The sequence below is a fragment of the Methylococcus capsulatus str. Texas = ATCC 19069 genome, assembly GCF_000424685.1.
Taxonomy (GTDB): domain Bacteria; phylum Pseudomonadota; class Gammaproteobacteria; order Methylococcales; family Methylococcaceae; genus Methylococcus; species Methylococcus capsulatus.
In genome coordinates, this window is sequence record NZ_KE384224.1 from 109,880 (window position 1) to 123,558 (window position 13,679).

13 protein-coding genes are annotated in these 13,679 nt (G+C 64.2%); 9 read left to right on the plus strand and 4 right to left on the minus strand.

The genetic code is table 11. From position 1 onward, the window contains the following. The first annotated feature begins 42 nt into the window (after positions 1 to 42). Complete coding sequence (locus tag H156_RS16135; protein ID WP_036246600.1) at positions 43 to 537, plus strand: type II toxin-antitoxin system RatA family toxin; 495 nt, start codon at positions 43 to 45, stop codon at positions 535 to 537. Positions 538 to 553: 16 nt separating this feature from the next. Here H156_RS16135 and H156_RS0111975 read toward each other — a convergent pair whose 3' ends face one another. Beyond that, positions 554 to 3,088 (minus strand): DNA translocase FtsK, encoded by a 2,535-nt coding sequence (locus H156_RS0111975; RefSeq protein WP_017365177.1) that lies wholly within the window; start codon positions 3,086 to 3,088, stop codon positions 554 to 556. Between H156_RS0111975 and trxB the strand changes: the two genes are divergently transcribed. The 4 genes from trxB to miaA all read left to right on the plus strand — a co-directional run bounded on the left by trxB (position 3,071) and on the right by miaA (position 7,537). After that, positions 3,071 to 4,024 (plus strand): thioredoxin-disulfide reductase, encoded by a 954-nt coding sequence (gene trxB / locus H156_RS0111980; RefSeq protein ID WP_017365176.1) that lies wholly within the window; start codon positions 3,071 to 3,073, stop codon positions 4,022 to 4,024. The two genes, H156_RS0111975 and trxB, sit on opposite strands and share 18 nt — an antisense overlap. 40 nt (positions 4,025 to 4,064) lie before the next feature. Next, on the plus strand, positions 4,065 to 4,676 hold the full coding sequence (locus tag H156_RS0111985) for an outer membrane protein assembly factor BamE (protein ID WP_238536846.1): 612 nt from the start codon (positions 4,065 to 4,067) through the stop codon (positions 4,674 to 4,676). A 90-nt stretch (positions 4,677 to 4,766) separates the two neighbouring features. Further along, the gene (gene mutL, locus H156_RS0111990; RefSeq protein ID WP_017365174.1) at positions 4,767 to 6,602 is read left to right on the plus strand and encodes a DNA mismatch repair endonuclease MutL; all 1,836 of its coding nucleotides are present in this window, start codon (positions 4,767 to 4,769) and stop codon (positions 6,600 to 6,602) included. Beyond that, the gene (miaA, locus tag H156_RS0111995) at positions 6,599 to 7,537 is read left to right on the plus strand and encodes a tRNA (adenosine(37)-N6)-dimethylallyltransferase MiaA (RefSeq protein ID WP_017365173.1); all 939 of its coding nucleotides are present in this window, start codon (positions 6,599 to 6,601) and stop codon (positions 7,535 to 7,537) included. Before mutL ends, miaA begins: the two co-directional genes overlap by 4 nt. Before the next feature lie 201 nt (positions 7,538 to 7,738). Here the strand turns inward: miaA and mepA are convergent, their stop codons facing one another. The 3 genes from mepA to H156_RS0112010 are packed head-to-tail and all read right to left on the minus strand — an operon-like array spanning position 7,739 to position 10,911. After that, positions 7,739 to 8,578, minus strand: coding sequence for a penicillin-insensitive murein endopeptidase (gene mepA / locus H156_RS0112000; RefSeq protein WP_017365172.1), 840 nt, complete (start codon positions 8,576 to 8,578; stop codon positions 7,739 to 7,741). Between the two features lie 7 nt (positions 8,579 to 8,585). Continuing rightward, entirely contained in the window at positions 8,586 to 9,662 is a 1,077-nt protein-coding gene (locus H156_RS0112005) for a hypothetical protein (protein ID WP_026045922.1), read from the minus strand. Continuing rightward, on the minus strand, positions 9,646 to 10,911 hold the full coding sequence (locus tag H156_RS0112010; RefSeq protein WP_017365171.1) for a hypothetical protein: 1,266 nt from the start codon (positions 10,909 to 10,911) through the stop codon (positions 9,646 to 9,648). Before H156_RS0112010 ends, H156_RS0112005 begins: the two co-directional genes overlap by 17 nt. Positions 10,912 to 10,986: 75 nt before the next feature. Between H156_RS0112010 and H156_RS17550 the strand changes: the two genes are divergently transcribed. From H156_RS17550 to H156_RS0112025, 4 genes are all read left to right on the plus strand, one after another. Next, positions 10,987 to 11,124, plus strand: a complete 138-nt coding sequence (locus tag H156_RS17550; protein ID WP_017365170.1) for a hypothetical protein — start codon at positions 10,987 to 10,989, stop codon at positions 11,122 to 11,124. Positions 11,125 to 11,155: 31 nt separating this feature from the next. Next, on the plus strand, positions 11,156 to 12,796 hold the full coding sequence (locus H156_RS0112015; protein WP_017365169.1) for an ATP-binding protein: 1,641 nt from the start codon (positions 11,156 to 11,158) through the stop codon (positions 12,794 to 12,796). A gap of 89 nt (positions 12,797 to 12,885) precedes the next feature. Beyond that, positions 12,886 to 13,221 carry an STAS domain-containing protein gene (locus H156_RS0112020; RefSeq protein WP_017365168.1) on the plus strand — a complete coding sequence of 112 codons (336 nt, stop codon included), beginning with the start codon at positions 12,886 to 12,888 and terminating at the stop codon, positions 13,219 to 13,221. A 12-nt stretch (positions 13,222 to 13,233) separates the two neighbouring features. After that, complete coding sequence (locus tag H156_RS0112025; protein ID WP_010960943.1) at positions 13,234 to 13,662, plus strand: ATP-binding protein; 429 nt, start codon at positions 13,234 to 13,236, stop codon at positions 13,660 to 13,662. Positions 13,663 to 13,679: the final 17 nt, after the last annotated feature.

The following is a 13,679-nucleotide window of genomic DNA, read 5'->3' on the forward strand; positions in this document are numbered from 1 at the left end:
GACGAAGGAGGCCGGGCGACCGTCGAATTTTCGAGGGAAATGATGCCGACAATATCGACCAGCGTCTGCGTGAATTATACGCAGGACCAGATGTACGAGCTCGTCAACGACGTGGCCGACTATCCGAAATATCTGCCGCTCTGCCGCGATGTCAGAGTGCTGTCCGCGGCGGATCGCCATATCAAGGCGACCATCACCCTGGCCAAGGGTGCCGTGAGGCTGAATTTCACCACGGCCAATACCATGGAGCCGGGCCGGCATATCCATATGAAGCTGGTGGACGGGCCGTTCAAGTATCTGCGCGGGAACTGGCGTTTCGACGCCAATCCTCACGGCGGCTGCGACGTTTCGTTCCGGGTGGACTTCGAATTCGCGAATCCCCTCCTGCAGATGGCTCTGGGCGGGATTTTCAGGGAGGTGATGGAGTCGCTGGTGGCCGCCTTCTGCAATCAGGCTGCCAAGCGCTACGGCAACACCGGGCCGGCGTTGCCGCCAGGGCAGGCACGGGATGGCGTCGGAAGGAGCGGGTCTGTCTGAGGAAGGGCGGATTCCTTCAGACCGGTGGTGGTGGCGGAGCCAATACCTGGCGGCTGCCGTTGGTATCGGCCGGCGTGACCACGCCGGCACGTTCCATGTCCTCGATCATCCGCGCGGCACGGTTGTAGCCCACCTTGAAGCGGCGCTGCACGGAGGATATGGAAGCCTTGCGGCTTTCCGTCACGAACCTTACCGCTTCGTCGTAAAGGGCGTCGCTTTCATCGCTTCCTCCGCCTTCACCGTGCCCCCCGCGGAATCCTGATCCGTCTGCGGAGTCTTCGCTGAACCGCGTGATGTCCTCGATGTAATCCGGCTCGCCGGTGCTCTTGAGGAACTCCACCACCTTGTGGACGTCGTGGTCGGACACGAAAGCGCCGTGGGCGCGCTGGGGGAAGCCGGTGCCGGGAGGCAGGTAGAGCATGTCGCCGTTGCCGAGCAGCGTTTCGGCGCCGCCCTGGTCGATGATGGTGCGCGAGTCGATCCGGGAGGAGACCTGGAACGCGATGCGTGTCGGAATGTTGGCCTTGATGAGGCCGGTGATCACATCCACCGAGGGCCGCTGGGTGGCCAGGATCAGATGCAGCCCCGCGGCACGCGCCTTCTGCGCCAGCCGGGCGATCAGCTCCTCCACCTTCTTGCCTACGATCATCATCATGTCGGCCAGTTCGTCGATGACGATGACGATGCAGGGCAGGGGTTCGAGCAGCGGCGGCTCCTCGTCGCCCAGGGCCAGGTTCGGGTTCCACAACGGATCACGCAAGGGGTTGCCGGCTTCGGCGGCTTCACGAACCCGCTGGTTGAAGCCCTCGAGGTTGCGCACACCAACCAGCGACATCAACTTGTAGCGGCGTTCCATCTCGGCGACGCACCAGCGCAACGCATTGGCGGCCTCCTTCATGTCGGTGACCACCGGCGTCAGCAGATGGGGGATGCCTTCGTAAACTGAAAGTTCCAGCATCTTGGGGTCGATCATGATCAGCCGGACGTCAGCAGGCCCGGCCTTGTACAAGAGGCTCAGAATCATCACGTTGATGGCGACCGATTTGCCCGATCCGGTGGTGCCGGCGACCAGGAGATGCGGCATCTTGGCCAGGTTGGCCACCACTGGCTGGCCGCTGATGTCCTTGCCCAGCACCAGGGTGAGAGGGGAGTGGGCCTGCTGGTAGGCCTCGGACGCCAGGACCGAGTGCAGCAGCACGATCTCGCGCTCCCGGTTGGGGATTTCCAATCCCACTACCGACTTGCCCGGAATGACTTCGACCACCCGCACGCTGGTGACCGACAGAGCCCGCGCCAGGTCTTTCGCCAGGCCGCTGATCCGGCTGACCTTGACGCCGGCCGCTGGCTGCAGCTCGAAACGGGTGATCACGGGGCCGGGATGGACCGAGACGACTTCCACGTCCACACCGAAATCCGCCAGGATCGTTTCCACCAGTTCCGACATCTGCTCCAGCACCGACGGAGAATAGGCATGCACCTTGGCCGAGGTGTCATTGAGCAGGGCCAGCGAGGGCAGGGCTCCGCCAGCCGGCTTGCGGACCGCCGGCTTCCTGGGTTGCAGGAAAGGGATGACCGGAGCGCGCTGCGCAGGCTGTCCGGCCGATTCGCCGGGAGGGGGCGGTGCCGCCGGCTGCTCCTGTGGTTTGGCCGGCCGAGACGGGGCCGCGCGTGATTTCACTGGAGCGGGCGTCGCCAGCGCCGGTCCGGGCGTCACCGCGGGCTGCTCTCCGCCCCTGACGGGAACGGTCGTGAGCCGCCGGACCAGCAGCAATACCGCCCGACCGATGGCATCCACCAGCTTCAGCCAAGACAGACCGGTGGCCAGGGACACTCCGGCCAGGAAGATGCCGCCGAGCAAGACCGAAGCACCTTTGATGCCGAACGATCCGGTCATGAGATCCGCGAGTTCCCGCCCGACGATGCCTCCGGTGGTTTCCGGCAAAGGCAGCGGCACCCGCAGCAGCTGAAGATCGACGATGCCGGAACCGGCAGCGATGGCGGCGCCCAGGCCGAGCCAGCGCAGGCTGGAGTCGAGCAGGGAGAACCGGTAGTACGCGCCGCGGCCGCGGTAGATTCGGTACCCATAACCGGCCAGGAGCAGTGGCAGCAGAAAGGCAACGATCCCGAACAGGGAAAACGAGAAATCCGACAGCCAGGCCCCCACCGCTCCGGCGCCGTTGGACACCGGCCGGCGGCTGCCGATATGGGTCCAGCCGGCATCCTCCAGATCGAACGTCACCAATGCGATGAGGAAGAACGAGGCGAGCGCCAGATAGGCCAGAAACGCTCCCTCTCTCAATGTCCGCACCAGCGAAGAGCGCAGATCGTCCACCGGCTTCATTGTTTTGTCCGCTCTCGCCAAAAGGCTCACCAAATCAATCAAATATGAAAATCCGCTATTGTTCCAAATGTGCGCGCCGATTCGCAAGGCGCACCGTTCGTGGCGCCGGCGTTCCCGTGTGTGGCCGGTTAGAAATCGCGCGCGGTCGCGCCGTATAATGCCCTCATTTTCATAGCAGGATAAGAGGATTTCATGAGCGAACCGAAGCATTCCAGAGTACTGATCCTGGGATCGGGTCCAGCCGGCTATACTGCGGCGGTCTATGCCGCGCGCGCCAACCTCAGGCCGGTACTGGTGACCGGCATCCAGATGGGTGGGCAGCTCACTACCACGACCGAGGTGGACAATTGGCCGGGCGATGCCGACGGCGTGATGGGACCGGACCTGATGGAGCGGATGCGGCGTCATGCCGAGCGCTTCGACACCGAGATTGTCTTCGACCATATCCACACGGCCGACCTTTCCGGGCGCCCCTTCACCCTGACCGGCGATGCCGGGGTCTATACCTGTGATGCGCTGATCATCGCCACCGGCGCATCCGCCCGCTACCTGGGGCTGCCTTCGGAAGAAGCCTACAAGGGCCGGGGCGTGTCCGCCTGTGCCACCTGTGACGGATTCTTTTACAAGGGCAAGCACGTGGCCGTGATCGGCGGCGGCAACACGGCGGTGGAGGAGGCGCTGTATCTGTCCAACATCGCGGCGAAGGTCACCGTGGTCCACCGCCGCGACAAGTTCCGCTCCGAGAAGATATTGTCGGACAAGCTGCTGGAGCGGGCGGCGAACGGCAACGTCAGCATCGAATGGAACAGCGTGCTCGAAGAAGTCCTGGGCGATGACATGGGCGTCACCGGCATTCGTATCAGGAACGTGCGGGACGGCACGAGCAAGGACATCGCCCTGGAGGGGGTGTTCATCGCGATCGGTCACAGTCCGAATACGGAGATCTTCGCGGGGCAATTGGGAATGCGCAACGGCTACATCGTGGTCAAGGGCGGCAGTGAGGGAGGCGCCACGGCGACCACCGTGGAAGGCGTGTTCGCGGCCGGTGACGTGTCCGACTCGATTTACCGCCAGGCGATCACTTCCGCGGGTTCGGGCTGCATGGCCGCGCTCGATGCCGAGAAGTTTCTCGACAGCCTGGGATGAGTATTCGTGTTTCCCCGGCATCACATTTGAGGGCTCGTGAATGAATATGCCTGTCAGGCATTCAACGGCGGCTTGCCGGTTCGCGCTTTCATGTCTGGCCATGGGAGGGTTGATCGCATGTGCGCCCCACTACGATTCCAACGCTCCGGCGCTGAGGACGGGCTACACCTGTTGCAAGCTGCATTTCGAGGACGACTGGATCAGTGACGGCAACTACGGCGAAAACCCGTTCATCGCCGCCGGAACGCCGGTCAAGGTGTACGGATACAGCGGCGACCGCGCCTATGCGGAGGTAGGCGGCCGCAAGATGCGGCTTGGCCATGACTACGGCCGCAAGGAGGAAACGCTGCAACAGTGGATCGAGAAAATCGTCGTGACGAAGGATCCGAAGATCCCCCTCGCCGCGTTTCCGCCCGAGGTGCGGGAGGCGATCCGGGCAGGCAAGGTGTCGGAGGGCATGACCAAGGAACAGGTCATTCTGGCGGTTGGTTATCCTCCCACCAGCGAAACCCCTTCGCTGGACGCCCCGGTGTGGAATTACTGGCTGTCCAGCTTCGATCGGTACCAGCTCATCTGGGACAAACGGGGCAGAATGCGGGTCTCGGCTGATCCCGGTGTCAAGGCCAGAGTCGTGTACTCACCCGGGAAATGATTTCTCCGCAGCGGGTCGGCCGCCGGCCGCGATGATAGAGGAAGTGCGCCCCCATCCCGTGTTCGCAGGCGTACGGAGAAGACTCGCCGGATGAGCGGCGTCGAACTTCTCTCCGCCCCGCTCCGCATGCGCATCCGCCGACTTCCTCCCCAGCTGATCAACCAGATCGCCGCCGGCGAGGTCATCGAGCGACCGGCTTCCGTGGTGAAAGAGCTGGTCGAGAATGCTTTCGACGCCGGCGCCCGCCACGTCGAAGTGGACGTCGAGCAGGGAGGAGTCCGGCTGATCCGGATACGCGATGATGGTTGCGGCATCGACCGTGAAGACCTGGGGCTGGCCCTGTCGCGCCACGCCACCAGCAAGATCGCCTCGCTCGAAGACCTGGAGCGGGTGGCGAGCATGGGTTTTCGCGGCGAGGCCTTGCCCAGCATCAGCGCCGTGGCCCGGCTGACGCTGACCTCCCGCACCGCAGATGTCCCATGCGGCTGGCAGGTGAGCGCGGACGGCAGTGAAAGCGACTTCGATATCCAGCCTGCCCAGCACGCTCAGGGCACGACGGTCGAGGTGCGGGATCTGTTCTACAACACGCCCGCCCGCCGCAAGTTCCTGCGGGCGGAAAAAACCGAGTTCGGCCATATCCAGACTCTGGTACAGCGCATGGCTCTGGCACGGTTCGACGTCGGCTTCAGGCTCCGGCACAACCAGCGCGAAGTGCTCCGGCTGCAGCCGGACGCTGAGGAAGGCGGCCGGCCCGAGCGGATCGGCGCGCTGTGCGGGCCGGACTTCCTGGAACAGGCGCTGCGGGTGGAGTTCGAGGCATCCGGTCTGCGCCTGCACGGCTGGGTGGGATTGCCGACTTTCTCGCGCAGCCAGGCCGATTTGCAGTTCTTCTACGTCAACCACCGGCCGATCCGCGACAAACTGGTCGGTCATGCCATCCGTCAAGCCTACCAGGACGTGCTGTATCATCAGCGCCAGCCGGTATATGTGTTGTACCTCGAGATCGATCCGGCCCTGGTCGACGTCAACGCCCATCCGGCCAAACTGGAAGTGCGTTTCCGCGAAGGACGGATGGTGCACGATTTCCTGTTCAGCGCTCTCCACCGCGCCATCGCCGGCCATCGGCCGGGGCGGACGGCAAGCGTGGTCGCTGCGCCCGCCACGGAAAACCCTGCCCCGCTTGCGGAACAACCGCAGCAGAGCCAGCAGCCTCTGTTCCGCGTGGCGGAGACACCGCAGCGGCCGTACCTGTCCAGCGGCGACAGCGAGACCCTCGGTGATCTGCGCAGGCTGTATCCGGCTTCCCTGCCGAATCCGACGGAGACCCGGGCGGAGCAGGAGATCCCGCCGCTGGGTTATGCCTTGGCCCACCTCAAGGGAGTATACATCCTGGCTGAGAACGCGCAGGGGCTGATCCTCGTCGATGGCCATGCCGCTCACGAGCGGATCACCTACGAGCGCATGAAACGGCAATACCAGGCCGGAGGGATCGCCAGCCAGCCCCTGCTGCTGCCGGTGAGGATCAGGCTGAGCCGCGCCGACGCCGATCTGGCCGAAGAGTACGGCGAGCATCTGGCGCGGCTGGGGATAGAGCTGCGGCGCACCGGCGAGGGCAGCGTGCTGGTCCGTTCGGTGCCGGCTTTGTTGGAGGGGAGCGATGTCGAACGCCTGGTGCGGGATACGCTGGCCGATCTGCGCGAACACGGGTCTTCCGGGCGTTTGCAGGAAACCTTGAACACCGTCCTTGCATCCATGGCTTGCCACGGCTCGGTACGGGCCGGCCGCAAGCTCACCGTGCCGGAGATGAATGCGCTGCTGCGCGAGATGGAGGCCACCGAACGTGCCGGTCAGTGCAACCACGGCCGGCCGACCTGGGTGCAGCTCGACACTCAGGCGCTGGACCGTCTGTTCCTGCGTGGCCGATGACCGCAGCCGAATTGCCGCCGGTCGTGGTGCTGATGGGGCCCACCGCCTCGGGCAAATCGCAGCTGGCGATCGAGCTCGCCAATGCCCTCGATGGTGAGATCGTCAGCGTCGATTCCTCCTTGGTCTACCGGGGCATGGACATCGGCACTGCCAAGCCCACTCCCACCGAGCGCGCGGCTGTGCCGCACCACCTGATCGATGTTCTCGACCCGAGCGAGGTCTTCTCGACCGGCCGATTCCGCGATGAGGCCTTGGCCCTGATTGCCGACATCACCGCCCGCGGCCGTCTGCCGGTACTGGCGGGGGGCACGATGTTGTACTTCAACGCCCTATTGCGGGGCCTGGCGGAGCTGCCTTCGGCCGATCCGGATCTCCGTCGGGAGATCGAGACGCGGGCGGCACGCGACGGCTGGCACGCGCTCCATGCGGAACTGGCCCGGATCGACCCGCCCGCCGCCGCCCGCATCCATCCCAACGATCCCCAGCGCCTGCAACGCGCCCTGGAAGTGTTCTACCTCACCGGTCGGACGCTGTCCGATTTGTGCGAAGGCAGCCGGTCCCCCGAGCTGCCGTTCCGGCCCTTGCGCATCGTACTGGCGCCTGCGAGCCGGGCCGTGCTGGCGGAGCGTATCGCCGAGCGGTTCAGGCGGATGTTGGAGGAGGGTTTTCTGGAAGAAGTCGAGGCCCTCTATCGGCGCGGCGACCTGAACGAAACCCTGCCCTCCATCCGTGCCGTGGGTTACCGCCAGGCCTGGGGCTATCTCCAGGGCGACTACGGCTTCGATACTTTCGTGGAGCGCGCCATCATCGCCACCCGCCAGTTCGCCAAGCGGCAGTGCACCTGGCTGAGGAAGGAGACCGAGGCGACCTGGCTGGAAACCGGAACCCCCGGATTGAGTGAGAGAGCGGCGAAGGAGGTGAGGGCACGGCTATAGCGTCTGGGGGTGTGGCCGTGATCACGACGGACCGCCTTTAAGATCGCACGATCTTCGGGCATCGGACTGTCTGTCACGACGATGTGTCGTCGAAAGAACGATCATCGCGGTGGGCGCAAGTGCGGTTGTCTGGCGTCTGCCTGCGGCCTGGTCGTGGGAAACCTCGGCACAACCGGGTCGAATCGGTCAAACCTTGAGATATCACCGGCCATTCAATACCGCCCTGCAGACGCGGGGCAGGGCGGGCGAGGGGGCCGGCCCGTGATGGTTGTCGGGCAGTGGCCGGAGGGGCGGGAGGGACAGCCACCAGTCCAACGAAGCGTCACAGCCGTCGCCGGGTTCGAGCGGTTTTTGCGGTACACAGTCGGGACTGTCGGCGGGACAGGCGAGACGCATGTGGAAGTGGTCGTCGTGGCGGTGCCAGGGACGGATTTTCCGCAGCCAGGAGCGGTCTCCCCGTACCGAGCGGCAGAGTTCCTGTTTGATGTGGGCGTTGACGAAGATCCGGTCGACGTGCGGGTCGCGGGCGGCGGTTTCCAGTACCCGGGCATGGCGGATGTCCCACAGCATGTGGTTGAGCCGGGTCTGGTCCGGAGTCAGCAACGACGGCGCGGGAATGTTGCTGCGTAGGCCGTCGGCGTTGCGGATCAGATTCGGGTCGAGCGCGAACCAGACATCTGCGTCGATGCCGGTCTGGTGGCTGCGGTGGCCGAACCGCATCGGTCCGCCCCGGGGCTGGGACAAATCGCCGACATGGAGTTCGCCCCAATGCCCTTGCGCGGTCGCGTGTCCCAGGTCGATGATGCTGCGGATCAGGTCCGGATGGCCGTAGTTGCGGTTGCGTTCGAGGTGCATGACCTTGTAGCCCTCACCTTCGGGGGGGAGGCGGACGCCGCCGGCCAGGCATCCCGCCCCCGTTTCGCCGATGGCTTCGGGTGTCGCTGCGGTGGGGGAGGAGACGTCTCCCCAGTCGCGGCTCGCTGCGGCATGGCTGACGAAGGCGGACAGTACGACGAACAGGGCCAGGCGGTTCGATGGCATCGGTGTTTCACGTTTCCGGCAGTTCGGGGGGAAGACCGGGCGGTTCCGGATCGTCGAATTCGGCGTCTTGACCGAGCTGGAACCGGCGCGATGCGTTGATGATCCAGCCTTTGGCCTTGGCGAGCTTGATGTCCCTGACTTCTTCCTCCAGCAGCAGGCGCTGGCGCTCCAGGGCGAGCAGCTCGATTTCCCGGCGCAGGCGGGCGTCGGCGTCTTCCATGGCTTCGGCCCGCCGGGCCTTGGACTGCAATTCTGCTTCGATTTCCATTTCCCGCAGTCTTTGCTCGTGGCGTACCTGTTCTTCCTTCTGACGTGCCTCTGCGGCCCGCCGTTCCGCCTGCAGCGTCTCCTCCGCGGCGAGTTCGGCCTTCAGACGCTCGGCTTCGAGGGCATACTTCGCCTTCCGCAGCTCGGTTTCCCGCTGTTCCAGCAGCAGTCTGGCACGTTCGCGCTCCATCCGGACCGCCTCTTCCTCGGCTTCCAGCTCCAGCCGCCGCCGTTCTGCTTCGGCGGCGATGTGGTGCTGGCGCTGCAGCAAGGCCTGATACAACGGTCGATACGGCGACCACGGCGGCAGATTTTCGAGTTCGGCTTCATCCAGAGCCTGGAATTCCGGGGAAAGGACGCAGCGGGTCCGGCAGCGTATGCCCTGCCCCGCCAGTGTCTCGTTGATCAGGGTTTCGACGCGCCGTTCGATCCCGGCATATCCCTCCCCCAGCCAGAATGGGTCTTCCAGCACCCGCAGCTCTTCCAGGACCATGTCGAGCAGGACCCGCTGGTGATGCAGTTTGATGGTGTGGGAAAGCTGGTCCAGGCTGTCGGGATGGCTGCGGGCATAGTCCAGGGTCGGCTGGAATCTGACCGAAAGGTCGACACTGATGCGCACCGCCTCACCCAGCCTCAGGTCCGGTACCGGGAGGCTCCAGTCCTCGATGGTCAGTTCGGTGAGGCGGTGATAGAAGCGCGGAGTGAACTCCCGCGGCTTGAGGAACAGCTTGCGGAACGGGCCGAGCCGGGCGGTGACGAGGTAATGGTCGCCGACGAAGCCGGGGTCCCAGCGCTCGGCGTCAGACTCTCCGCTCATGGGCCTTTCTCTCGACGAACTGCCGTACGTTGCCATCGTGGAAAGCCGAGCCAGCCTGCGGCAGCTCCTTTCTCATACATTCGGCCACGATGGGGTAGAGGTTGGGTGCGAATTCCACGCTGCGCTCACTCACCTTTCTCAGGAACCCGCGGTTGAGCAGAAAGGCGACGGCGAACATGCGGTTCCAGTCGGGATAGCGTTTCGCCCGCTCGAGCTCGGATTTCTCGAAGACGAATTCCAGCTCGTCGTTGTCGTTGATGGCGAACTGCGAGAACTCGCGCAGTCCATGGAAGGCCAGCACTTTCTCCTCCTCGGTCAACGGGCCGGGCGCACTGAATTCCAGCCGGTAGGACAGCACGAGTGTGAAGAAATCCACCATGGCGGCGCAGGCGAGCGCGAACAGGGAAAGGTCTTCCCACATGGCGAAGGAGGGGGTGATGCCCCGGACGAATTCGGCATGGCTGCCCCAGGGGGGGGCGAGAACCGGAGTGGCGCCGTGGACCGATGCGAGATTGTCCGCCTTCGACTGGACCTGCCGTACTTGTTCCATGAGTTCGGCGTAAAGCGCCGGATTCTTGAGATCGGAAGAAAATTTCTGCATCGTGTCCCGTGCGGCCGTGATGCGCTGGTCGAGCTCGCCGAAGCTCGTCTCCATCTGGCGCAGCCGGTTTTCCTCGGCGCGCTGGAGTTCGTTGTAGTGGCTCCACATCGGTCCCTTGCCCACCCGTTTCCGGCTTTCATCGCGTATGCCCTGCAAGGTGCCGAGATAGGCCTGAGTGGCCTCCTTGGCCGCCGCTTCGGCCCGTTTCTGCTGGTGCGCCATCAGCGCGCTTTTCAGTTTGTTGACTCGGTCCAGATAGTCGTTCAGGTTCTGATCCAGCGCACGGTAGCGGGCCAGCAAGGTATTGTCCTGCTGCGAAAGTTCGTAGAACTTGAAATAGGAGAACGACACCGAGACCAGCAGGGCGACCGCCAGCGTCACGCCGACGGTGAGGAAGCGCACCCGATTGGCGCGCCAGTGGCAGCCCGCCAGTTCCAGGGAGCAGATCACGATGACCGACTGCACCGCGACGGTGATGATCAGCGCGATCCAGTCCGTGATGAAGTAGGACAGGCCATAATATGTCGTATAGCCGGAAGCGAGGCTGAGCAGCAGTACCAGCGGAATGGACCAGATACGCAGGAGCCCCACGAAGGTGCTCTGCACCGAGTTCAATGTCTGTCCGATGCGCCAGACCGATGTGTTCATGTCGTCCTCGTCCGGGCAGAATGGGAACCTTGGCGGCCGGTCATCGATCGAATCTGTGGGCGAAAGAGGAATGTCATGGGATCGTTCTTGATCTTCTCCATTATTGCTTTCCTGGCCATCGTCGGCAACGCATTGCTCTTGTTGCGCACGGCGCGAAAGCCGAAGCTGCCCGAGACGGTGCGTCCCCGACCTTGGGGGGACGATGAAGATTGAGGGCTCGTTGCACCCACGGAGCCGGGTCGCCATGGATGCCTCCGATGATTCACTGATCGGTCGCATTACCGAGGTTCGGGCCGGACGCTTCGCGGCCCGCCTGTTGTCGTACGAGGAGGGTTTCCGAAACGAGGTATCGTTGGGGGACGAAGTCCAGCATCCCGGTCAGGTGGGGACCTATGTGTCGATCCGGAATGGCACGTTCCGTATCCTCGCCCTGGTTCGGGAGGTCTCCGGCGGGGCAGCCGGATCGGCCGCCGGCAGCGCGATGCAGTTGGTACCTTTGGGCGAATTCAACGACAAGGGCGCATTCAGCCGCGGCGTGCGGCGCTATCCGGTGCCAGGCGCCGAGGTCCACGCCGCGTCTCCTCAAGAGATCAACGCCGTGTTCGCCCGCACCCGCAACCTACGGTTCAATCCGGGCTATCTGCCGAATCATCCCGCGACCGGCGTCTATCTCGATCCCTCCGCTTTGTGCAGCCGTCATTTCGCCATCCTCGGCCAATCCGGCGCAGGCAAGTCCTGGACCGTGGCCAGCCTGCTCCAGCGCATGCTCGCCTCCGCTCCCAGGGCGCATATCATCCTGCTGGACCTGCACGGCGAATACTGTTGGCGCGGCGCCGATGGCGTGCTCCACAGCGCGTTTCCGCCCATGGCCACCCGGGCGATGGACGCCCGCGAGCTGGAAATTCCCTACTGGCTGATGAGCTTCGCCGAGCTGGTGGACCTCCTGATCGAGCGCGACGATCCGGCAGCGTCGATCCAGACGGCGTTCCTCCGCGAAACGGTGTTCGAACTCAAGCGGCGGAGCGCCCGTGAATTGGGTCTGGAAGGGGTGTCGATCGATGCGCCGGTGTATTTCTCGCTGCAGGAGGTGTACGAGCGTTTCAAGGAAGCCAACGAACACCGGACCGATTTCGGCAAGACCAAGGGCCCGTTGTTTGGGCAGTTCGACGATTTCCTGCTCAAGCTCGGCAGCCGGCTACACGACGTGCGCTACGACTTTCTGCTCAATCCGGCCCGCCGCACCCGGTCGGAGAGCCTGCCGGATCTGTTGCGGGATTTTGTCGGCTTGGGCGAGCCGCGCTGCCAGATCAGCGTGATCGACTTGAGTCCGGTGCCGTTCGACGTGCGCCCGACCGTCTCCGCCCAGATCGGCCGGCTGGCTTTCGAGTTCAACTACTGGAACCTCGACCGGCGTGAATTCCCCATTCTGCTGGTCTGCGAAGAGGCGCATACCTACATCCCTCGCGAACGCGCCACCCAGTACGAAGGTACGCGGAAGTCGATGGAGCGCATCGCCAAGGAGGGCCGTAAATACGGCGTCGGGCTCGCCGTGGTCAGCCAGCGCCCACACGAACTTTCCGAAACGGTGCTTTCGCAGTGCGGCTCCTACATCTGCCTCAGGATCAGCAACCCGGACGACCAGGCCTACGTCCGCAAACTGGTGCCCGAAGGCGAAGCCGATTTGGTGGACGTCCTCACCGCGCTGGGCCGGGGCGAGGCCCTGATTCTGGGCGAGGCGACACCCCTGCCGGTACGCTGTCAGATATTCAGACCGGATCCCCCGCCCAACAGCAACGACGTGGATTTCCACAAGGCCTGGAACGCCGACACCGCAGACCTCGACATAGGGGCGATCGTCCGGCGCTGGTGGAACCAGGGCCGGTGAGCCGGTACTTGTCTGCCTGCCGCCGCCGGTGTATGAGTAAGCCCACGTCAATGGGACGAAGTCTTTGGCAGGACGGGGAGTCCGGAGTCATGAATCTCACGACCGAAACCGTGGACGGCAAGACCGTCCTGAGGCTGGGCGAACCGCGCCTGGATGCCCACAATTCCGGCGAACTCAAGGACTTCATGCTCAGGTTGCTGGAAGGCGGCGGACGCCATCTGATCGTCGATCTGAGCCCGGTGAGCTTCATCGACAGTTCGGGGCTGGGTGCCCTGTTGTCCGGCCAGAAGAATGCCGCTCTGCGCTCCGGCGCCTTCATGCTGGCGGGTCTCCAGCCGCGGGTGCATGCCATGTTCGAGCTGACCCGCTTGCACCGGGTGTTCGAGATTTATTCCACCGTCGAGGAAGCATTGCGCGGCGAGTAGCCGGGAGGTGTCATGCCAGGCGAAACCGATGTCAATGTCGACATCGTGGTCCCCAACCAGACCCGCTACCTCGGGCTGATCGGGAACATCGCGGAGCAGATCGCCAGGGAATTGGTGGATTACCGCGGCGACCGCGATACTCTGGGCTATCACATGAATCTGGTGTTGACCGAGGCCATGGTCAACGCCATCGAACATGCCACGCCGGGCGAAACGGGAAAGACGGTCCGGGTATGGATCCACATCGAGGACGAGGAACTGTGCATCCGCGTCTACGATCAGGGGCAGGGCTTCGATCTGGAGTCCGTTCCGATGCCAGATTTCGATGCGCCGGGCGAACACGGCCGTGGCATTTTTTTCATCCGGGCGCTGATGGACACGGTGACCTACCGTCGTACCGAAAACGGCAATGTCCTGGAAATGCGCAAAAAGCTGGCCTAGGGCAGGGGAGGCGCCGG